Source organism: Massilia antarctica (assembly GCF_015689335.1).
In the GTDB taxonomy this organism is placed as follows: domain Bacteria; phylum Pseudomonadota; class Gammaproteobacteria; order Burkholderiales; family Burkholderiaceae_D; genus Telluria_A; species Telluria_A antarctica.
Window position 1 is genome coordinate 483,009 of record NZ_CP065053.1, and the last position, 20,808, is coordinate 503,816.

At 63.1% G+C, this 20,808-nt stretch carries 20 protein-coding genes, 1 tRNA gene and 1 pseudogene; 11 read left to right on the forward strand and 11 right to left on the reverse strand.

Annotation, left to right across the window (positions count from 1 at the left end; translation table 11 throughout):
• Positions 1-1,020: 1,020 nt before the first annotated feature.
• Positions 1,021-3,246 carry a discoidin domain-containing protein gene (locus IV454_RS02155; protein ID WP_229522014.1) on the forward strand — a complete coding sequence of 742 codons (2,226 nt, stop codon included), beginning with the start codon at positions 1,021-1,023 and terminating at the stop codon, positions 3,244-3,246.
• A 24-nt stretch (positions 3,247-3,270) separates the two neighbouring features.
• Here IV454_RS02155 and IV454_RS33700 read toward each other — a convergent pair.
• From IV454_RS33700 to pepN, 4 genes and pseudogenes are all read right to left on the reverse strand, one after another.
• Positions 3,271-3,577: pseudogene (locus IV454_RS33700) on the reverse strand (TnsB C-terminal domain-containing protein); the annotation flags it as partial.
• 306 nt (positions 3,578-3,883) lie between these two features.
• Positions 3,884-3,959, reverse strand: a tRNA-Thr gene (locus tag IV454_RS02165).
• 84 nt (positions 3,960-4,043) lie between these two features.
• Complete coding sequence (locus tag IV454_RS02170; RefSeq protein WP_206090004.1) at positions 4,044-5,045, reverse strand: class 1 fructose-bisphosphatase; 1,002 nt, start codon at positions 5,043-5,045, stop codon at positions 4,044-4,046.
• A gap of 45 nt (positions 5,046-5,090) precedes the next feature.
• Positions 5,091-7,733 carry an aminopeptidase N gene (gene pepN, locus IV454_RS02175; protein WP_206090005.1) on the reverse strand — a complete coding sequence of 881 codons (2,643 nt, stop codon included), beginning with the start codon at positions 7,731-7,733 and terminating at the stop codon, positions 5,091-5,093.
• Positions 7,734-7,914: 181 nt separating this feature from the next.
• Between pepN and IV454_RS02180 the strand changes: the two genes are divergently transcribed.
• Complete coding sequence (locus IV454_RS02180) at positions 7,915-8,577, forward strand: DUF4136 domain-containing protein (protein ID WP_206090006.1); 663 nt, start codon at positions 7,915-7,917, stop codon at positions 8,575-8,577.
• 48 nt (positions 8,578-8,625) lie between these two features.
• On the opposite strand, the gene IV454_RS33290 is transcribed toward IV454_RS02180, so the two are convergent.
• From IV454_RS33290 to IV454_RS02195, 4 genes are read right to left on the reverse strand one after another with little or no spacing between them, the layout of a single operon-like run.
• The gene (locus IV454_RS33290; RefSeq protein ID WP_282961397.1) at positions 8,626-8,748 is read right to left on the reverse strand and encodes a hypothetical protein; all 123 of its coding nucleotides are present in this window, start codon (positions 8,746-8,748) and stop codon (positions 8,626-8,628) included.
• Positions 8,745-9,719 (reverse strand): quinone oxidoreductase family protein, encoded by a 975-nt coding sequence (locus IV454_RS02185; protein ID WP_054264725.1) that lies wholly within the window; start codon positions 9,717-9,719, stop codon positions 8,745-8,747. The genes IV454_RS33290 and IV454_RS02185 overlap by 4 nt, the downstream gene beginning before the upstream one ends.
• Positions 9,719-10,144 carry a methylglyoxal synthase gene (locus tag IV454_RS02190; RefSeq protein WP_054264395.1) on the reverse strand — a complete coding sequence of 142 codons (426 nt, stop codon included), beginning with the start codon at positions 10,142-10,144 and terminating at the stop codon, positions 9,719-9,721. The genes IV454_RS02185 and IV454_RS02190 overlap by 1 nt, the downstream gene beginning before the upstream one ends.
• Positions 10,145-10,178: 34 nt before the next feature.
• Positions 10,179-11,099 (reverse strand): DMT family transporter, encoded by a 921-nt coding sequence (locus IV454_RS02195; RefSeq protein WP_206090007.1) that lies wholly within the window; start codon positions 11,097-11,099, stop codon positions 10,179-10,181.
• Positions 11,100-11,210: 111 nt separating this feature from the next.
• Here IV454_RS02195 and IV454_RS02200 point away from each other — a divergent pair, with 111 nt between their 5' ends.
• The 9 genes from IV454_RS02200 to IV454_RS02240 all read left to right on the forward strand — a co-directional run bounded on the left by IV454_RS02200 (position 11,211) and on the right by IV454_RS02240 (position 19,144).
• The gene (locus IV454_RS02200) at positions 11,211-11,936 is read left to right on the forward strand and encodes a YebC/PmpR family DNA-binding transcriptional regulator (protein ID WP_167085782.1); all 726 of its coding nucleotides are present in this window, start codon (positions 11,211-11,213) and stop codon (positions 11,934-11,936) included.
• 6 nt (positions 11,937-11,942) lie between these two features.
• Positions 11,943-13,211, forward strand: coding sequence for a phosphoribosylamine--glycine ligase (purD, locus tag IV454_RS02205; RefSeq protein ID WP_206090008.1), 1,269 nt, complete (start codon positions 11,943-11,945; stop codon positions 13,209-13,211).
• Positions 13,212-13,425: 214 nt separating this feature from the next.
• Positions 13,426-14,337 (forward strand): oxygen-dependent coproporphyrinogen oxidase, encoded by a 912-nt coding sequence (hemF, locus tag IV454_RS02210; protein WP_206090009.1) that lies wholly within the window; start codon positions 13,426-13,428, stop codon positions 14,335-14,337.
• A complete protein-coding gene (locus IV454_RS02215; protein ID WP_054264399.1) occupies positions 14,334-14,984 on the forward strand; it encodes a nicotinate-nucleotide adenylyltransferase in 651 nt (216 codons plus the stop codon). The genes hemF and IV454_RS02215 overlap by 4 nt, the downstream gene beginning before the upstream one ends.
• Entirely contained in the window at positions 14,984-15,688 is a 705-nt protein-coding gene (gene rsfS, locus IV454_RS02220; protein WP_206090010.1) for a ribosome silencing factor, read from the forward strand. Before IV454_RS02215 ends, rsfS begins: the two co-directional genes overlap by 1 nt.
• A 6-nt stretch (positions 15,689-15,694) precedes the next feature.
• Positions 15,695-16,165: a 23S rRNA (pseudouridine(1915)-N(3))-methyltransferase RlmH gene (rlmH, locus tag IV454_RS02225; protein WP_054264401.1), complete on the forward strand. Its 471-nt coding sequence runs from the start codon at positions 15,695-15,697 to the stop codon at positions 16,163-16,165.
• 15 nt (positions 16,166-16,180) lie between these two features.
• Positions 16,181-16,801 carry a Maf family protein gene (locus IV454_RS02230; RefSeq protein ID WP_206090011.1) on the forward strand — a complete coding sequence of 207 codons (621 nt, stop codon included), beginning with the start codon at positions 16,181-16,183 and terminating at the stop codon, positions 16,799-16,801.
• A 74-nt stretch (positions 16,802-16,875) separates the two neighbouring features.
• On the forward strand, positions 16,876-18,339 hold the full coding sequence (gene rng / locus IV454_RS02235; RefSeq protein WP_054264403.1) for a ribonuclease G: 1,464 nt from the start codon (positions 16,876-16,878) through the stop codon (positions 18,337-18,339).
• A 232-nt stretch (positions 18,340-18,571) separates the two neighbouring features.
• Positions 18,572-19,144, forward strand: a complete 573-nt coding sequence (locus IV454_RS02240; RefSeq protein WP_206090012.1) for a PEP-CTERM sorting domain-containing protein — start codon at positions 18,572-18,574, stop codon at positions 19,142-19,144.
• Positions 19,145-19,174: 30 nt separating this feature from the next.
• On the opposite strand, the gene IV454_RS02245 is transcribed toward IV454_RS02240, so the two are convergent.
• From IV454_RS02245 to IV454_RS02255, 3 genes are all read right to left on the reverse strand, one after another.
• Entirely contained in the window at positions 19,175-19,720 is a 546-nt protein-coding gene (locus IV454_RS02245) for a DUF2004 domain-containing protein (protein ID WP_206090013.1), read from the reverse strand.
• 73 nt (positions 19,721-19,793) lie between these two features.
• Positions 19,794-20,120, reverse strand: coding sequence for a hypothetical protein (locus tag IV454_RS02250; RefSeq protein WP_054264406.1), 327 nt, complete (start codon positions 20,118-20,120; stop codon positions 19,794-19,796).
• A 7-nt stretch (positions 20,121-20,127) separates the two neighbouring features.
• Complete coding sequence (locus IV454_RS02255; protein ID WP_206090014.1) at positions 20,128-20,808, reverse strand: NAD(P)H-binding protein; 681 nt, start codon at positions 20,806-20,808, stop codon at positions 20,128-20,130.

Genomic DNA, 20,808 nt, shown 5'->3' on the forward strand with positions numbered 1-20,808 from the left:
ACAATTTTGGCGGTGCTGACACTAATTGTCATCTCGGAATGCTTTGCTTCACTCCACGCGGTCCTTGGTTGCACGAGCTGGGGGGGGCTGCGGCGCCTTATGTCCGGCCAATAGCAAAGCCCATTGGCGGCACATGCGCCTTGGCTCCCGAGCCGCACTGCATGACCTCGCGTAGAGTTATGCAGAATATCCCTGTCAGTCGCCAATTTATCCTGGCGCGATACTTGCTTAATCAAGCGAATTAATTGCGTGTCGCGTCGAAAAATTTTTGGCGTCATTGAAATCACAACCTTATGGAGAACTGGCGGCACAAGACCGAGCCAAGGCCCGCTATTTTTTCACCCTTTCGATAGAAATGCTCCTATGCTTCAGAGAACTGATTTGGCTGCTGCACTGCTCTTGTTGAGCTCAGCCGTGCTCCCGGGTTGCGGTGGCGGTGACGATGTAAAGTCTACCGCAATGAAAGACCCCTCTGTGGTCACCGTTAGCCCCGAAGCCCCCCCTGCGGCTCCCGCTGCCACAGGGAGTATCCCTGCGGTCCCAGTGACCACGCAAGCCCCCCCTGCGCCCCCCGCCGCCACAGCGGCTACCCCGGTGGCCCCAGTGACCACGCAAGCCCCCCCGGTGGCCCCCGCTACCACAGCGGCTACCCCGGTGGCCCCGGTTACCGCGCCGCCCCCGCCTGTGCCCCCCGCCACCACAAGGGATACCCCGGCGGCTCCAGTTACCACGCCCCCTCCCTCTGTGCCCCCCGCTACCACAGGGGGCATCCCGGCGGTCCCGGTTACCCCGGAAGCCTCCCCGGCGGTCCCAGTGACCACAGGGGGTAGCGCGCTGCCCCCAGTTATCACGCCGCCGCCCTCCGGGATCCCCGCGACCACAGGGGGTATCCCGGTGGCCCGCAGTTTCACGCATCCAGGCGCCCCGCTTACCCTCTTGGATCTCAAGACTCTCAAGGGGTACGTCGATCAAGGCAGGCAGCCTTGGAAGTCCGGCTACGACCAACTGGCGAGTAGTCCCATGTCCAGGCTCAGCTACGGAGGGTATGGCCCGTTCGCGAAAGTGAGCCGCGCCCCTGACGAGAACCTGCACGCCTGGCGCACCGACATGGTCGCGATCTGGAATCTCTCGCGCATGTGGTACTTCACCAGGGACGAGCGATACGCGGAGAATGCGCGCAAGTTTCTGCTTAGGTGGGCCACCACCCATACCGAGTTCTCGGGTCGCGAGTCGATGCTCGATCTGGGCGACTACGCCATGCAGTTCGTGGGCGGCGCGGAAATCCTGCGCGGCACATGGCCCGGCTGGAAGGAGGCCGACACGGCGATCGTCAAGAAGTACTTCAAGGACGTCCTGATGCCGGCAGCGAACCCCTGGGGCGAAAGCTCGTACGGGGCTGCCAACAAGGGCGCACTGGCCCTCACCGCCCAGGGGCTGATGGCGATCTACAACGACGATACCGAGACATTGGACAGGGTCGTTTATCAGACCCGCACGCTGGCCCATGTCGGACTGCGAAATTCCAATGACATCGGCATGCTTGGCGACTACCTCCGCGATCAGGGGCATGCCTATGGGCAGCTCAAGTCACTGACCATGCTCGCCGAAGCGCTCTGGAGCCAAGGCATTGACATCTATTCCGACTTTGACAACCGCCTGCTGGCGGCGGGTGAATATTTCGCGAGGGTGAACGAGCTTGTGCCCACGACAGCGCTTCCTTTCGGCACCACCGATGCCTATTACACCTCCGACGTTACCGAGCACGGCTGGCAGGGCGCCAATGGCGGAGCCACGGCGCTGACTCAAATTTATGGGGCCTACGTCCTGCGCAAGGGTCTCCAGGCACCCTTCATCGCCCAGCGACGTCTCTGGGTGGGGGTGAGCGGCGACAGTTTCATGTTCCTCAAGGATTCCGACACCTCGAAGGCGGCGGCGCCGGCGGCGCTGCCCATTCCTTCGACCACCTCGATCACCACTGGGTTCAGCAGTGCGAACATCGGGGGCGCCTCCCCGGCGGGCGTGGCTACCTACGCCAACGGCAAATGGACGGTTCAGGGAGCGGGTAACGACATATTCTGGGGCACGCAAGACGGTTGCCACTTCGCCTATAAGGCCATCACCGGCAACAGCGCCATCATCGCGAAAGTCGAGTCCGTCCAGAACACCAATCCTGCCGCAGTGGCCGGCGTGATGATGCGAACAAGCCTGGAACGAGGCGCTCCCCGCGCCTGGATGGCCATCGACAACAGTGGCAAGGCCAAACAGAACATGCAGAAACTCGCGGTGTATGGTGGCTCGAACTACGGAACCAAAGCCATGGGCATCGCCAGTTCCACGCCCTCGTACTGGGTGAAGCTCGAACGCATCGGGAACATCATCACCGGCTACGTTTCTCCCGATGGCACCAATTGGGCAGCCACCGATGTCGGGCGCATCGACGGCCCCGTTCCCGACACGATCTATGTTGGCCTGGTGGTCACCTCAGTCAGTGGTGCCCTGAACAGCTCCACCTTCAGCAACGTGCAGATCACCGGCGGCGACGGTGGTGCGGCGAGCGTCATTCCGGCAGCGCCCGCCATGCTGCTGGCCTCACCGGGCGATGGCGCCGTGCCGCTGCGCTGGCAGGCGTCCTTCGGCGCCACCAGCTACACCGTCAAGCGCTCCACCTTCAGCGGCGGCCCACCTTCAACCATTGCATCGGGCATCAGGGGCACCAGCTACACGGACAAGTCCGCGACCAAGGGCACAACCTACTACTACACCGTCACGGCGACCAACTCCGCCGGCACGAGCGCTAACTCTCCCGAGGACAGCGCCACACCGGTTCCACAAGTGGTGACCGTCGTCAGCGGTGGCACCGCCAACGACAGTGCAGGCAACGCGACCAACGCCAGACGCGCTTTCGACCAGAACCCCTGGTCGCAATGGCTCTACGCCGGCACAAGCGGCTGGCTGCAGTATGACCTCGGCCACGCCGAGCGCGTCCTGCGCTATTCGGTCATCAGCACCTTGGACGCCAACCTCATAGGACGCGATCCGAGGAACTGGCAGTTCCAAGGCTCCAACAACGGCTCCACCTGGACCACGATCGACACGCGAAGTAACCAGAAACGCTCCGAGTTGAAGATGTACTCGGTCGCGAGTCCGGGCTCGTATCGCTATTACCGGCTGAACATCACAGCCAATAACGGCGACAGCAGCTTCACGGCGCTTTCCGAATTCGGGCTGTTCGCTTTAAAGCCATAGTTTGTTGAAGCTGGCCGCAAAGGCGGCATGGGCGAGGCGCAGACCGATGGAAATGGCGGACGGTGCTTCCAGCGTGACCACCATGCCGGGTACGCAGCGCGTGAGTACATCGATGGCGACCGCCCGGCAGGGGCGCCCGATGGGCTGCCTGTCGCGCTCATCGACGATGTTCAGATCGATAAAGGGCCGCCAGGCTGCGCTCCTGCCGGGTCAGGAATCGCTTTTGTAACAGATCGCGGATGACGAGTTCGACCGGCTCCGATAAGCGGTCCTTGTCTTTACCGCCGCTCGATTGCGCCCGCGCGAGGTCCGTGAGCAAGCCTGAGCCCTGCCCGCTCCCAAGGCGGCATCCGGCAGTGTCAAGACCCTTGCTCGGCTATGCGCTGTATTTCCGTTGCCACGCCCGCAACTCAGGTCTGTGCATAGGCGTATTTAGCTTGGACGCTGATGATGAAGACGACGGCTGATTAAGGAACGTCAGAATTCTTGCGCACAGTCGCCGTCTGATCCGGCAAAATGGGGCAGTCGCCTTCTGAAAATGACAATGCAGCGCACCGAAGCACAAGCGGCGGCAACAAGACAAGAAAAAACCCGCTACGCCGGTGAGGCGTGCGGGTTCTGACTTGCTGCTTGTACTTGGTGCCGATTGCCGGAATCGAACTGGCGACCTTTTCATTACGAATGAACTGCTCTACCAACTGAGCTAAATCGGCGAAGACGCGTATTCTAGCAAAGAACCCTGCAAAATTGCTAGTGCGAATGCGCGTTCTTTTGCTTTTTTGTAAAAATGACTACGTTTAGTCGGCGTGATAGCTGCTCACACGCTCAACTTCGCTCTTCGATCCCAGGAACACCGGCACGCGCTGGTGCAGCTTGTGCGGGGCGATATCGAGGATGCGGGTGCGCCCGTCGGTAGCGGCACCGCCGGCCTGCTCGACGATCATCGCCATCGGGTTCGCTTCGTACATCAGGCGCAGCTTGCCCGGCATCGAGGTGTCGCGCGTATCGGCCGGATACATGAAGATGCCGCCGCGGTTCAGGATGCGGTGCACGTCGGCCACCATCGAGGCGATCCAGCGCATATTGAAGTCCTTGCCGCGTACGCCGGTCGACCCGGCCAGCAGCTCGTCGACATAGCGCTGCACCGGCGCATGCCAGTGGCGCTGGTTCGACATATTGATCGCGAATTCCTTGGTCGCCTCGGGAATCATCATGTGGCGCTGGGTCAGCACCCACGAACCCATTTCACGGTCCAGGGTGAAGCAGTTCACGCCATTGCCGGTGGTGAGCACCAGCATGGTTTGCGGGCCGTACACGGCGTAGCCGGCGGCGACCTGCATGCTCCCAGCTTGCATGAAGTCCGCTTCGGTCGGCGTGCCCATGCCTTCCGGCGCCTTGAGCACCGAGAAGATGGTACCGATCGAGACGTTCACGTCGATGTTCGACGAGCCGTCGAGCGGGTCGAACAAGAGCATGTATTCGCCCATGGGATAGCGGTTCGGAATCGGATGGATCGATTCCATCTCTTCCGACGCCATGGCCGCCAGGTGGCCGCCCCACTCGTTCGCCTCGAGCAGGATCTCGTTGGAGATCACGTCGAGCTTTTTCTGCACTTCGCCCTGGATGTTCTCGGTGTCGGCGCTGCCGAGGATATCGCCGAGCGCTCCTTTGCCGACCGAGTGGCTGATGGTCTTGCAGGCGCGGGCGACCACTTCGATCAGCAGGCGCAGTTCGGCCGGGATGGAGTTATGCAGCCGTTGTTCTTCGACCAGGTGTTGCGTGAGACTGACGCGTTTCATTCACTTCCCTTTGGTTTGTTTAGCATTCTTTGCTTATCGCGGCGATTAATTGGCGAGCGACTTGCTCACCACCTCGCGCACGTCGTTCGATAATTTTTTCACGCCCGCCACCTTTTGCAAGGCCTTTTTCATGTGGGCCTGCAGCGCCGGCGCGTACCTGCGCCAGCGGTCCATGGAACGCGCCAGGCGGCTGGCCACCTGCGGATTCAAGGCGTCGAGCGCGATCACCTGCTCGGCCCAGAACGCGTAGCCGCTGCCGTCCGGCGCGTGGAACTGCGATGGATTGCCGACGCAGAAAGTGAACACCAGGCTGCGCGCCCGGTTCGGATTCTTGATGTTAAAGGCCGCATGGCGCATCAACGCGCGCACCGCCGCCAGGCCGGTCGCAGGGGCGGAAGCCTGCATCGCGAACCACTTGTCGATCACCAGCGCCTCGTTGTCGAAGTCGGCGTAGAAAGCCTGCAGCGCGGCCTGCGCCGAAGCCGCGCCGGCATGGATCAGGGCTCCCAGCGCGGCGACCCGGTCGGTCATATTGCCGGCGCTGTCGAACTGCGCCTGCGCCAGCGCGATGCCCTCTTCGCTGGAGGTGGACGCGAGATAAGCCAGCGCCAGGTTTTTCAGGCCGCGCCGGCCCGCCGACAACGCATCGGGACTGTACGCGCCCGGCGTCTGGTTGGCGTCGTACTGGGCGCGCAAATCCACCTGCAGCGCCTCGCCGATGGTACGGCGCACGAACTGGCGCGCCTGGTGGATCGCTTGCGGATTGACCACGTCCATCTGATCGGCAATCATGCTCTCCGACGGCAGCAGCAAGGCTTGTTCGCGGAAGGCGGCATCGAGCGATTCGTCGGCCAGGATCTTGCGCAGCGCCTCGATGAAGGTGGTGTCCAGTTCAAGCGTATCGCCTTTGGCCACGGCCGCCGTCAGCTTGAGCAGGCGCGCCATCGCCAGGCGCTGGCCGGCTTCCCAGCGGTTGACCGGGTCGCTGTCATGGCTGAACAGGTGCAGCAGTTCGGTGTCGGTGTAGTCGTATTCGAGCACCACGGGCGCGGAAAAATCGCGCAGGATCGATGGCGTCGGCGCTTCTTTCACGCCGGAAAAGCGGAAGGTCCGCGTCGCTTCGGTCAGTTCCAGCACCGCGGTGACGGCATCGAGTCCATCGACATTGAGGTGCAGGTCGCTGCCGTCGGCGCCCAGCAGGCCCACGGCCACCGGAATATGAAACGGCAGCTTGTTTTCCTGCCCCGGCGTGGCCGGACAGCGTTGGGTCAAGGTCAGCTCGTAGGTGAGCGAATCGGCGTCGTAGCGGCCTTCGGCGCGCACCACCGGCGTGCCGGCCTGGCTGTACCAGCGTTCGAACTGGGTCAGATCGCGCCCGCTGGCGTCGGCCATCGCGGCGCGGAAATCGTCGCAGGTCACGGCCTGGCCGTCGTGCCGCTCGAAATATAGGTCCATGCCCTTGCGGAAAAGCTCGCGCCCAAGCAAGGTCTGATACATGCGCACCACTTCCGCGCCTTTTTCGTACACGGTGACGGTGTAGAAGTTATTGATCTCCACAAAAGAGTCGGGCCGCACCGGATGCGCCATCGGCCCCGCGTCTTCCGGGAACTGGGCCTGGCGCAAGGTGCGCACCTGGTCGATGCGGGTGACGGCGCGCCCGCTGTCGGTGCCGATCATATCGGCCGAAAATTCCTGGTCGCGGAACACCGTCAACCCTTCTTTCAACGACAGCTGGAACCAGTCGCGGCACGTGACCCGGTTGCCGGTCCAGTTGTGGAAATACTCATGCCCCACCACCGCCTCAATGCCGGCGTAGTCGATGTCGGTGGCCACGCGCGGATTGGCCAACACGAACTTGGTGTTGAAGATGTTCAAGCCCTTGTTTTCCATCGCGCCCATGTTGAAGTCGCCGACCGCGACGATCATGAAGCGGTCCAGGTCGAGTTCGAGCCCGAAGCGCTCCTCGTCCCAGCGGATGGAGTTCTTGAGCGACTGCATGGCGTAATCGGTCTTGTCGAGATTGCCCTCCTCCACCCACACCTGCAACAGCGCCGAGCGGCCGTCGGCCAGCTTGAAGGTCTCTTCCTGGCATACCAGGCGCGCCGCCACCAGGGCGAACAGGTAAGACGGCTTCTTGAACGGGTCTTCCCACTTGGCGTAATGGCGGCCATCGCCCAAGTCGCCCTCCTCGATCAGGTTGCCATTCGACAGCAGCACCGGATAGGCCGCCTTGTCGGCGCGCAGCATCACCGTGTATTTCGCCATCACGTCAGGACGGTCGGGGAAATACGTGATGTTGCGGAAGCCTTCAGCCTCGCATTGCGTGAAAAAATTGCCGTTGGACACGTACAAGCCATTCAAGGTCGTGTTCTTGGCGGGTGCGGTCAGGGTTTCGATTTCCAGGGTGACCTCGTCGGGCGCCTCGGGAATGACCAGCATCTTGTCGTCGAGCCGGTAATCGCGCTTGGACAGGGTCTTGCCGTTCATGCGCAGTGCGACCAGGACGATATTCTCTCCGTGCAACTCGATCGCGCGCACCTTGCTGTCGGGATTGCGGCTCATGGTCAGGCGGCTGGCGACGATGGTGCGCTGCGGGTCGAGATCAAAGCCAAGTTCGACCGTTTCCACCAGAAAGCCGGGCGGGGTGTAATCTTTGCGATAGATGGTTTGCGGAGTGTCTGTGCGCATGGGATCTCGGGAAGGACGGTGAGTCGGGTGCCTATTTTACCAATACCGCCACCGTGCGCCGTTCCTCATTGCCTGTATCGCAGTGTGAACAGGGTAACAACTTGTAAAATTTCTGCGAAAATAGACCGTGAGACATAAAGTTAGCTTCGGTGAAATCCGTTTTGAGTATGGGAGTAGTGCGATGAGACGATTATTGATGGCTGCCGGTGCGGCACTGAGCTTGCTGCTGGGAGGCTGCGCGACCACGATCCGCAGCGATGTGACCACTTTCCACCAGTGGCCGGCCGAGCTGCAGGATAAAACCTATGTATTCGAGGCGCCGCCGATCCAGGACGACACGCTCGAACTGCGCAGCTACCAGAACCTGGTGCGCGGCCAGCTGGCGCGCCTGGGTTTCCGCGACGCCGGCGAAAGCGGCAAGCCGACCCTGAAAATCTCGATGAAATTCACCACCACCGACGTGCCGGCGCGGGTGGTCGAAGTGGTCGATCCCTTCTTCATCCCGAACCCGCGCTTCGCTTTCGGCGGCTATGGCTACGGCTACCGCGGCCGCTACTGGGGCGCGCGGCGCTACTGGGGCGGCTGGCACAGCCCCTTCTACGATCCATTCTGGAGCGGCGCCCCGATGTACCGCGAGCGCATCGACCACCAGTACCGGCGCGAACTGCAGGTGGCGATCAAGTCCATCCCCGACGGCAAGCGCCTGTTCGACGTCACCGTGCATAACATGAGCCGCGAAATGTCCACGCCGGCGCTGATGCCGGCGCTGGTGCAAAGCGCCTTTGCCGAATTCCCTGGTGTGAGCGGGGTCGCGCGGCGGGTCGAACTCAAACGCGAAGGCTGATTCACCTGCCTATCACGAAAAACGCGCTCCACGGAGCGCGTTTTTCGTTCAAGGATGGCCGAGCCACGCCTCCGACCCGAACGTGATTCCCACGATCAGCAGCACCGCCAGCACCAGTCCGATCAACAGGCGCCCGAACTTGGGCGAGCCGTCAATGCCGGGCGCGCTCATGGCACCAGGATCGACGAGCCGGTCGTCTTGCGCGATTCGAGGTCGATATGCGCCTGCGCGGCATCGGCCAGTTTATAGGTCTGGTTGATATCGATCTTCACGTCCCCGCTGGCGACCACCGCGAACAGATCGGCCGCCATCGCTTCCAGGTCGGCGCGCTTGGCGGCATAGCTGAACAGGGTCGGACGGGTGATGAACAGCGAGCCGCGCGCGGACAGTTCGGCCAGCGAAAAATCGGGCACCGGTCCGGACGCGCTGCCGAAGCTGACCATCATCCCCAGCGGGCGCAGGCAGTCGAGCGACTTGGTGAAGGTATCCTTGCCGATCGAGTCGTACACCACCGAGACTTTTTCGCCGTTGGTGATCTCCATCACGCGCGCCACGAAATCCTCGGTGTTGTAGTTGATGACGTGGCTGCAGCCGGCGGCCTTGGCCAGCGCCGCCTTCTCGTCCGAACCGACGGTGCCGATCATGTTCACGCCGAGCGCGCGCGCCCACTGCGACGCGATCAGGCCCACGCCGCCGGCCGCCGCGTGGAACAGGATGGTGTCGCCGCGCTTGAGCGGCACGGTGCGGCGGAACAGGTACTGCACCGTCAGGCCTTGCAGCATCATGGCGGCGCCGGTCTCGAACGAGATCGCGTCGGGCAAGCGCAGCAACAGTGCGGACGGCAGGTTGCGCACTTCGGCATAGGCGCCGTTCGGACGGCCGGCATAGGCCACGCGGTCGCCCACGGCTACCTCGGTCACCCCCTCGCCCACCGCCTCGACCACGCCGGCGCCTTCCATGCCCAGCCCCGCCGGCAGCGGCTGCGGATACAGGCCGGTGCGGAAGTAGACGTCGATAAAATTGATGCCGCAGGCGGCATGGCGCACACGCGCTTCGCCCGGCCCGGGTTCGCCGACTTCAACGTCGACGTATTCCATCACTTCGGGGCCGCCGGTGCGATTGATACGGATTGCTTTTGCCATCATGCTGGACTCCTGTCTGTTTCCTGGGTTGGTTTCGCGGCCGCGAGCCTGAGCTGCGAGAGCAGCAAATGGGCGGTCGACAGATTGGTGGCGCAAGCCACATTGTGCACGTCGCAGGCGCGCACCAGCGCGTTGATGTCCGGCTCGTGCGGCTGCGGCGTCATCGGGTCGCGCAGGAACACCACCGCATCGATCTCGCCCTCGACCAGGGCCGCGCCGATCTGCAGGTCGCCGCCGAACGGGCCCGATTCCTTGCGTTCGACCGTGAGCCCGAGTTCCTTGATCAGGCGCGCGCCGGTGGTGCCGGTGGCCATCAGCTGGCAGCCGCGCAGGAAATCGATGTACTCGGCGGCGAGCACGATCATGTCATCCTTCTTCTTGTCGTGGGCGATCAGGGCGAGGCGGGGCTTGGTCGGGTGGCTCATTCGTGTGCTTTCGTTGGGGGCGGGTGTGGGGTGACTATTTCTTCTTCGACAGCATGTAAATACCCGCCAGGACCATCGCGGTGCCGCCTACCTGCACGGCGGTCATCGGCTCGTTCAACACCAGCGCGCCGAGGAACAGGGTCGAGACGGGGCCGATCATGCCGGCCTGCGAGGCGGTGGAGGCGCCGATGCGCTGCACCGCGATCATGGTCATGAAGACCGGCAGTACGGTGCAGAAGATCCCGTTGGCCAGCGAGTACCAGTACACCGCCGCCGGCTGGACCAGCATGGCCACGGGCCGCAGCAGGAAGAACTGGCCGATGCACACCACGCTCGATACGCACATCGCATACGCCACCAGGCGCAGGGAGCCGATGCGGCGCACCATCTCGCCCGACATCAACAGGTAGACCGCGTACGACAGGGCCGAGCCAAGCACCAGCAGCGCGCCGACGGCGGTGCTGCCGGCGCCGCCGTGCAAGTCGTGCACGAACACCAGCACGATGCCGCAGTAGGACACCAGCAGCGCGAGCCACTCGATTCGGCTGATGTGGCGCTTGAGGAAAACCGAAGTAATGAGCAGCACGAAGGTGGGCGTGAGGAACAGGATCAGGCGTTCCAGCCCGACCGAAATGAACTGCAGGCCGAGGAAGTCGAGATAACTGGAGAGGTAGTAGCCGATCACGCCCAGGAACACCAGGCGCCAGCGGTCGGTCTTCGACAGCGGCGCTTCGGTGCGCATCTTCCAGAGCGCGACAGCGGCGAACACCGGCAGCGAGAACAGCATGCGAAACGCGATCACGGTGACGGCATCGACGTGGTAGCGGTACATCAGCTTGGCCAGGACCGCCTTGGCCGAAAATAGTACCGCGCCCGCGATGGCGAGGGCCAGGCCGGCCAGCAGGGCCGGGCGCGGGGTCGAGTGGGCGGCGGGGGCCGTTGCGCTTTTGTTCATGCAGCGATTGTAGAACGAATCGCGCAAACCGGCTGGAGGCCGGCGGATTCTGGCAAGGCCGCTATGGTAAAATGTCGGCCATTGATGCATACCGTCTAAGGAAATTTCGACATGGCTGGACACAGCAAATGGGCCAATATCAAGCACAAGAAGGCCGCCACCGACGCCAAGCGCGGCAAGATCTGGACTCGATTGATCAAGGAAATCACCGTTGGCGCGCGCATGGGCGGTCCCGACATCGCCACCAATCCGCGCCTGCGCTTGGCGGTGGACAAGGCGGCTGACGCCAATATGCCGAAAGAGAACGTCACGCGCGCAATCGCCCGCGGCTCGGGCGGACTCGAAGGCGTGAACTACGAAGAAGTGCGTTACGAAGGCTACGGCATCGGCGGCGCGGCCATCATCGTCGACTGCATGACCGACAACCGTGTGCGCACGGTGGCCGAAGTGCGCCACGCCTTCAATAAACACGGCGGCAACATGGGCACCGAAGGTTCGGTCGCGTTCATGTTCAAGCACTGCGGCCAGTTCCTGTTCGCGCCCGGCGTGGACGAAGACAAGTTGATGGAAGCGGCCCTCGAAGCCGGCGCCGAAGATGTGGTGGCCGACGAAGAAGGCGGTTTCGAAGTGCTGTGCGACCCGTTCGGTTTCGCGACCGTGAAAGAAGCGCTGGAAGCAGCCGGCTTCAAGGCCGAAGTGGCCGAGATCATCATGAAGCCGTCGACCGAAACCGTGATCGGTGGCGAAGACGGCATCAAGATGCAAAAAATTCTCGACGCGCTCGAGAACCTCGACGATGTGCAGGAAGTCTATACCAACGTCCTGATCGAAGATTAAGCTCCTATGAAAATCCTGGTAGTCGGCTCTGGCGGCCGTGAACATGCACTGGCCTGGAAACTGGCCCAATCCGAACGTATTCAAATGGTGTACGTCGCCCCGGGCAATGGCGGCACGGCGCGCGACATCCGCCTCGTCAACGTCGAACTGACCGATCCGGAGCAGTTGGCCGAATTCGTCCAGCGCGAGGGCATCGCCCTGACCGTGGTCGGTCCCGAGACGCCGCTGGCGGCCGGCATCGTCAACCTGTTCCGCGGCCGCGGCCTGAAGATTTTCGGGCCAACCAAGGAAGCGGCGCAGCTGGAAAGCTCGAAGGACTTCGCCAAGGCCTTCATGCAGCGCCACGGCATTCCGACGGCGACCTACCAGACGTTTTCGGACGTGGCGCAGGCGCACGCCTACATCGACACTAACGGCGCGCCGATCGTCATCAAGGCCGATGGCCTGGCGGCCGGCAAAGGCGTGGTTGTTGCGATGACCTTGGAAGAAGCACACCAGGCGGTCGACCATATGCTGGCGGACAATCGTTTCGGCGACGCCGGCGCGCGCATCGTGATCGAAGAGTTTTTGGCGGGCGAGGAAGCGAGCTTCATCGTCATGTGCGACGGGAAGAACATCCTGCCGCTGGCGACCAGCCAGGATCACAAGCGCCTCAAGGATGCCGATGAAGGCCCGAACACGGGCGGCATGGGCGCGTATTCGCCGGCGCCGATCGTCACGCCGGCCATGCATGCGCGCGTGATGCGCGAGATTATCAACCCGACCATCAACGGCATGGCCAAGGACGGCATTCAGTTCACCGGCTTTTTGTATGCGGGCTTGATGATCGACGACAAAGGCAATCCGAAGACCTTGGAATTCAACTGCCGCATGGGCGACCCGGAGACGCAGCCGATCATGGCGCGCCTCAAGAGCGACCTGGTGACGGTGATGGAGCATGCGGTCAATGGCACGCTCGACACGGTCGAACTGGAATGGGACCGCCGCACGGCGGTGGGCGTGGTGATGGCCGCTGCCGGCTATCCGGACGATCCGCGCAAGGGCGACGTAATCGACGGCATTCCAGCCGAGACGCCGGAATGCGTGACCTTCCACGCGGGCACGCAGCAGGCCGGCGGCAAGTTGGTGACCAGTGGTGGCCGCGTGCTGTGCGTGGTGGGCCTGGGCGACAGCGTGAAGATGGCGCAGAAGCAGGCTTACGAGACGGTCGACAATATCCACTTCAACGGCGCGCAGTTCCGCCGCGATATTGGGTGGCGGGGATTGAAGCACTAAGCGACTGTCTCCACTTACCTCCGTCGTCCCCGCGCAGGCGGGGACCCAAGTTCGTGCCCAGTCGTAGGCTAATCGAATAACTTGGGTCCCCGCCTGCGCGGGGACGACGGCGTATACAACGACGGTTTTTAGTTTAACGATCCAGCACATATCATAAAACACCTGTACGGTGTACAATTCGTCCTCAATTTTTATTCCCCGATCCCGCTCCCCGATGTCATCCCCTTCCCCTGCGGCCGTCAAGGCCTGGCTACTCGACCTGCAAGCGCGCATCGTGCAAGCGCTCGAAGACGCCGACGGCAAGCCCTTCCTGCGCGAAGAATGGGAACGTCCCGAGGGCGGCGGCGGCATCTCGCGCCTGATCGAGGAAGGCAATGTGCTCGAACGCGGCGGCGTCAACTTCTCGCACGTGATGGGCGCCAACCTGCCGCCATCGGCCGCGGCCTCGCGTCCCGAACTGGCCGGCCGCGCCTGGGAAGCGATGGGGGTGTCGCTGGTGGTCCATCCGCGCAATCCGTACGCCCCCACGGTCCACATGAACGTGCGCTTCTTCACCGCCACCGCGCCCGGCGAGGAACCGGTATGGTGGTTCGGCGGCGGCATGGACCTGACGCCCTACTACGGCGACGAAGCCGACACGCGCCACTTCCACCAGACCTGCCACGATGCGCTCGCGCCTTTCGGCAGCACCTTGCACGCGCGCTTCAAGCGCTGGTGCGACGATTACTTTTACCTGAAACACCGCAAGGAGCCGCGCGGCGTGGGCGGGATCTTCTTCGACGACTTCAACGAAGCCGGTTTCGACCTGTCGTACGCGATGACGCAAAGCGTGGGCGATTCCTTCGTCAAGGCCTATCTGCCGATCCTGATGGCCCGCAAGGACACGCCGTACGGCGAGCGCGAACGCGATTTCCAGGCATACCGGCGCGGCCGCTACGTGGAATTCAACCTGGTGTGGGATCGCGGCACCCTGTTCGGCCTGCAGTCGGGCGGCCGCACCGAAGCGATCCTGATGTCGATGCCGCCCATCGTCAAGTGGCGCTACGACTGGCATCCGCAAGCCGGCAGCGCCGAAGCGAAGCTGTACAGCGACTTCCTGGTCCATCGCGACTGGCTCCTTACGTGACCTTGTGCGTCGCGCTGCTGGGAGGCAGTTTCGACCCGGTCCATAACGGTCATGTGGCGCTGGCCACCTTGTTTGCCACCCTGCTCGAACCGGACCAGTTGCGCATCCTGCCGGCCGGCAGTCCGTGGCAGAAGAGCCGCCTGCAGGCCGGCGACGCCGACCGGATCGCCATGCTGCGCCTGGCCTTCGCCGGCGCTGCGCGCCCGGTCGTGCTGGATCTGCAGGAAATCGAACGCGGCACGCCGACCTACACCATCGACACCTTGCGCGGCGTGCGCGCCGAACTGGGGCCGCAGGCCTCTATCGTCTTCCTGATGGGATCGGACCAGTTGCAGCAGCTCGACAGCTGGCGCGAATGGCGCGCGCTGTTCGAGCTGGCCCATATCGGCGTGGCTGCGCGCCCTGGATTTTCGATGGCCGATGCGGCATTGCCGGCGGCCGTCGCCGAAGAACTCACCCTGCGCCGGGGCAGCCTGGCGCAATTGCGTAACACCCCGTCCGGCAGGGCTTACCTGGCCGAGACGCTGGACGTGGACATCTCCGCCACCCAGATTCGTGCGGCATTACAACGGGGCGAGAAGGCAAACTCGCTTATCTCCCCGGTAGTGCTAGACTATATTCAACAACATAATTTATACGAAATCTAATGGATATTAAAAAACTGCAGACCCTCGTCGTCGACGCCCTCGAAGATGTGAAGGGCCAGGACATTACCGTGTTCGATACCGTTCACCTGACCAGCCTTTTTGACCGCATCGCCGTCGTTTCCGGCACCTCCAACCGTCAGACCAAGGCGCTTGCCGCCTCCGTGCGCGACAAGGTCAAGGCCGCCGGCGGCGACGTGATCGGCATCGAAGGCGAAGACACCGGCGAATGGGTCCTGGTCGATCTGGGCGACATGATCGTCCACATCATGCAGCCGGCGATCCGCCAGTACTACCGTCTCGAAGAAATCTGGGGCGACAAGCCTGTGAAGCTCGGCGCGGCCAAGCGCAAGGGCACCGTGGAAGCGGCCGAAGCGGCCGAAACCAAGCCGAAGTCGAAGCACCTCGCCTCGACCCAGGCGGCGCCTGAAGTCAAGCCGGTCAACGAGCGCAAACCAGCCGCCAAAAAAGCCGCTGCCGCCAAGACCCCTGCCGCCGCCAAGAAAGCACCGGCCAAAAAAGCCGCGTCGAAAGCTGTCGGCAAAGTGGTCAAGGTCGCCGCGACCAAGACCGAAGAAGCCGCCGTCAAGGCCCTCAAGGCACTGCCGCCGAAACGCGCAGCCGCCGTCAAGGCGCCAAAAGCGCCAGCCGACGCCGTGCCGGTCAAAAAAGTCATCAAACGCGTCGCAAAAAAAGACGCAGAGTAAGCGCCGATGCAGCTCATTATCGCTGCGGTCGGCCACAAGATGCCCGGTTGGATCGAGACCGGCTTTTCCGAGTACACGAAGCGCATGCCACCTGAATTGCGCATCGTGCTCAAGGAAATCAAGCCGGTCGAACGCTCCGGCAGCAAAACGGCGGCTACCGCCATGGCGCTCGAACGCGAGCGCATCGAAGCGGTCCTGCCCAAGAGCGCACGCCTGATCGCGCTCGATGAACGCGGCAAGGACCTGACCAGCGTGGGCCTGTCCCAACAGCTGATGCAGTGGCAGCAGGACGGGCGCGACACCGTTTTCCTGATCGGCGGGGCCGACGGCCTCGATCCCGAACTCAAGGCGCGCGCCGAGGGGCTGATTCGTATTTCCAGTATGACGCTCCCGCACGGCATCGTGCGTGTTATGCTTGCCGAGCAGTTGTATAGGGCGTGGTCGATCACGCAGAATCACCCTTATCATCGCGTCTGAGAAACCGGGAATCCGATGAAACCGATCGACAGAAAAATCTATCTTGCATCCAAAAGCCCGCGCCGGCGGGAATTGCTGCGCCAGATCGGCGTGGAGTTCGAGCTGCTCACCTTGCGCAACGATACCCCGCGCGGTCCGGACGTGACCGAACTGGTGCACCCGGGCGAAGCGGCCATCGACTACGTGGCGCGCGTGGCCAACGAAAAAGCGGCCTTCGGCTGGAACATGGTGCAGCACCGCCGCCTGACCCTGCGTCCGGTGCTCGCGGCCGACACCACCGTCACCATCGATGGCCACATCCTCGGCAAACCCGCTTCGCCCGCCGAGGCGATGGAAATGCTCGAACGCCTGTCCGGCCGCACGCACCAGGTGCTGACCGCGATCGCGGTCCACCACACCGACATGCAGCGCCAGATCACCCAGGTGTCGCAGGTGCGCTTCGCCAAGCTGTCGCCAGCCTCGATCAAGGCTTACTGCTCCACCCCCGAACCCTACGACAAGGCGGGCGGCTACGGCCTGCAAGGCATGGCCGCGCTGTTCGTCGAACATATCGAAGGCAGCCACTCGGGCATCGTCGGACTGCCCCTGTTCGAAACCGCGCAACTGCTGCGCGAAGCGGGCATTCCGCTGGCCTGATGCGTTTTACGCGCGCAGCGGCCCCGCTCCCGGCCTCGTCCCTCACACTATCATCTGCACGGCGGCCCTGAACAATGAACGAAGATATCCTGATCAACATCACTCCGCAGGAGACGCGCGTGGCGCTCATCCTGCAAGGCGCCGTGCAGGAGCTGCACATCGAGCGCACGCTCACGCGCGGCCTGGCCGGTAACGTCTACTCGGGCAAGGTGGTGCGCGTGCTGCCGGGGATGCAGTCGGCCTTTATCGACATCGGCCTGGAACGCGCGGCCTTCCTGCACGTGGCCGACATCTGGGAAGCGCGCACCCACGAAGGCCCGAGCGTGGCGCCGACCCCGATCGAAAAGATCCTGTTCGACGGCCAGGTGCTGACGGTACAGGTGATCAAGGACCCGATCGGCACCAAGGGCGCGCGCCTGTCGACCCAGATTTCGATCGCCGGGCGCATGCTGGTGTACCTGCCGCAGGACAGCCATATCGGCATCTCGCAGAAAATCGAAAAGGAGTCCGAGCGCGAACTGCTGCGCACGCGCCTTCACAGCCTGCTGCCGGCCGAGGAAAAAGGCGGCTACATCGTGCGCACCATGGCCGAGGAAGCGTCCGACAGCGACCTGGCGGCCGACGTGGACTACCTGCGCAAGACCTGGGGGGCGATCTGCCACGGCGCCCGCACCCGTCCCGCCACCAGCCTGCTGTACCAGGACCTGAGCCTGGCCCAGCGTGTGCTGCGCGACTTCGTGCACGACGAAACGGCCACCATCCAGGTCGACTCGCGCGAGAACCACGCCATGCTGGTCGAATTTGCCAAGGCCTACACGCCGACGGTGCTCACGCGCTTGCAGCACTACACGGGCGAGCGCCCGCTGTTCGACCTGTACGGCGTGGAAGAAGAGATCCTGCGCGCACTGGGGCGGCGGGTCGACCTCAAGTCGGGCGGCTACCTGATCGTCGACCAGACCGAGGCGATGACGACCATCGACGTGAACACGGGCGGCTTCGTGGGCGGCCGCAATTTTGCCGACACCATCTTCAAGACCAACCTGGAAGCGGCGCACGCGATCGCGCGCCAGCTGCGCCTGCGTAACCTGGGCGGCATCATCATCCTCGACTTCATCGACATGGACAACAACGAGCATCGCCATGCGGTGCTGCAGGAGTTGAAAAAGACGCTCTCGCGCGACCGCACCAAGGTGTCGGTGTCGGGCTTTTCGGCGCTGGGACTGGTGGAGATGACGAGGAAGCGCACGCGCGAATCGCTCGCCCACATCCTGTGCGAACCCTGCCCGGCCTGCGCCGGCAAGGGCCAGGTGAAAACCAGCCGCACCATCTGCTACGAGATCCTGCGCGAATTGATGCGCGAAGCGAAGCAGTTCAATCCGCGCGAGTTCCGCATTCTCGCTTCGCAGGAAGTGGTGGACCTGTTCCTGGAAGAGGAATCGCAGCACCTGGCGATGCTGGGCGACTTCATCGGCAAGCAGATTTCGCTGCAGGTGGAAACGGCGTATCACCAGGAGCAGTACGACGTGATTCTGATGTGATGGCGCCGCGCTGAAATTCTTGCCGCATCACAAGAAAACGGCCAATAAAATTTCCTCATCGTTAAAATTATCGATGATAAATTTTTTCTACAGTAAATCGTTTACGTGTTGCGCGCATGCTACCGGGCGCACGGGCACGCCTGCTACGATCCGCTGACCACGTGGCCTTCACGTGGCAGGCCGGTGCATTGTCCGCCCCGGCAGCTTGTCGAATTCCTCAGCGGAGGTAGCCATGTTCGGTAGATTCATCAGCGCGGCGGTACTTGCAGGCTGCGCAGCAACAGCGCAGGCGGTACCCAGCGAGTTCAAATTCAGCTATACGGGTTTTTTCGATAAGGAAGCCAACCGCTTCGATCCGGCGGCGGTGATCGCCGGCAGTTTTATCGCGGACGACCTGAACCGCGACGGGCTGTTCTCAGCCAACGAGCTCACCTCGTTCAAGTACAGCGATTCCAACGATTACATCGGTTGCGGCGTGGGCGACCAGTATTTCTGGCACTGCACGATCGAACGCTTCGGCTACCGGATCGGCGGTCCGCTGAAATTTTACACCACCTGGTCCGCCTCGGACGTCGGCTACCAGATCAACAGCTCGACCATTACCGGCGAAGAATACGTCTACAATTACCGCAGTCCAAACGGCGCCCAGTCGCACAGCTTGCTGTGGACCGGCCAGACCACGCTCGCAGTCAGCGCGGTCAACCCGGTACCGGAACCGTCCTCCCTGGCCCTGGTGGCGCTGGGTGCGGCCGGCGTAGGTGCGGCCAGCCTTGGCGTGGCGCGCCGCCGCAAGCGCGCCGCCTGACGTACTTGACGGCCCGGACCCTGGGCCGGCTCAGCTTTCGACGTCGACCGACTGCACCGTGCCATCTTCCGCAAACTTGACCGCGACCACATAGTTGGTCAAGTCTTCGCCGAAGGTGAAATCGAACATGGCGAACGAGCCATCGGACTCGTCGGGCATGGGATGCAGGCCGATGTGGCTCAGGTGAAGCGTGGCCAGCATGCGCTCCTCGACCGGCAGCGCGGCATCGGTGCCGTCGATCAATGCCGCCAGTTCCTCGGGCGAGAACTCGGCCAGATGATGGTCGATGTAGGTATCCCTGACCTCGCCGCCGGCATGGAAGTCGGCGATGCAGGCGGCCTGGGCGCGTGCGATCTTGCTGTCGAGCTCTTCCATGAAGCGGGCGACCCGGTCGAGCACGGACGGGTCGAGGTCCTTGACCGCGGAAAATTCGGTGAGGCCATCCTCGCCCTCGAATGCATTGAAGAAAGCGAGCGACAGGTCAATCTCCCGGCCATCGACAAGATAGCTCGCTTCGTTGTATTCATTCGGCAAGGCCAGATCGATGGCGCCGAAGTAAGGGATGATTTTTTCCATTTTGAATCTTCACATTGAGCAGAACCGGCTATTTTATCAGCCGGGTGGATGGCTGGCGCAAAGCGCCGAAGCCTCAGGCTTGCCACACGCCGTAGCCGGCCTCGCGCAAGCCGATGCCCAGTTCGACTTCCATGTCGGCCGCGCCCGCGTAGGGCATCGGGTTGTAGACCGCGTACAGTTCGGGCAGCAGGCGCAGGCCGTACTTCTGCACGAATTTGTTGGCCTGGATGCCGGCCTTGTGCTTGTCGAAGCGCAGGTCCACGCTCAATCCCGTCATGCCCACATAGACGCACGGTTTTCCGGTCACGTAATCCGGATTCGACCTTTTGAAACGCGGTTCGTACAGCACGTCCTTCGACAGCTCGATCACGTACACCTTGTGGTGGTAGCGCCGGCCCATCGATGGCTTACGGCGGCGTGGCGGCGCGGCCCAGCGCCGCGATGTCGGCGCTCTCGAGCACCCGCTTGCGCGCACCGTTGCGCACCGCCGCCAGCATGGCCTGCCCCACCTGGCGCGTGGTCAGCACGTGCTTCGGCATGGCGGCGCGCAGCAGTGGCAGCACGGGCTTCATCAGCGAATAGAAGATGCGGTAAGCGGTGGTCTTGGACTTGATGCCGTCGAGCGGCTGGATCATCCCCGGGCGGAAGATGTACACGCCGCGAAACGGCAGCGCCAGCAGCGCGTTTTCGGTGCGGCCGCGCACACGCTCCCACATGGTGGCGCTGGTTTCGCTGCTGTCGGCCCCGGCCCCGGACACATACACGAACACCATGCGCGGATTGAGCGCCGCCAGCGCCTTGGCCGCCGCCAGGGTCATGTCGTAGGTGAGGCGCGTGTAGTCAGGCTCGCTCACGCGCGAGGACGTCACGCCCACGCAGAAAAAACAGGCATCGAAGTCCTCCAGCTGCGCCCTTACGCTGGCGTAGTTGAACAGATCGGCGTGCACCACATCGCGCAGCTTCGGATGACGCTGCCCGCTCGGTGTGCGGCCAATGGCCTGCACCAGCTCCACGTCGGCGCCCTGCAAGCATTCGCGCAACACGCCCTGACCGACCATGCCGGTAGCGCCAAATAACAGAACTTTCAC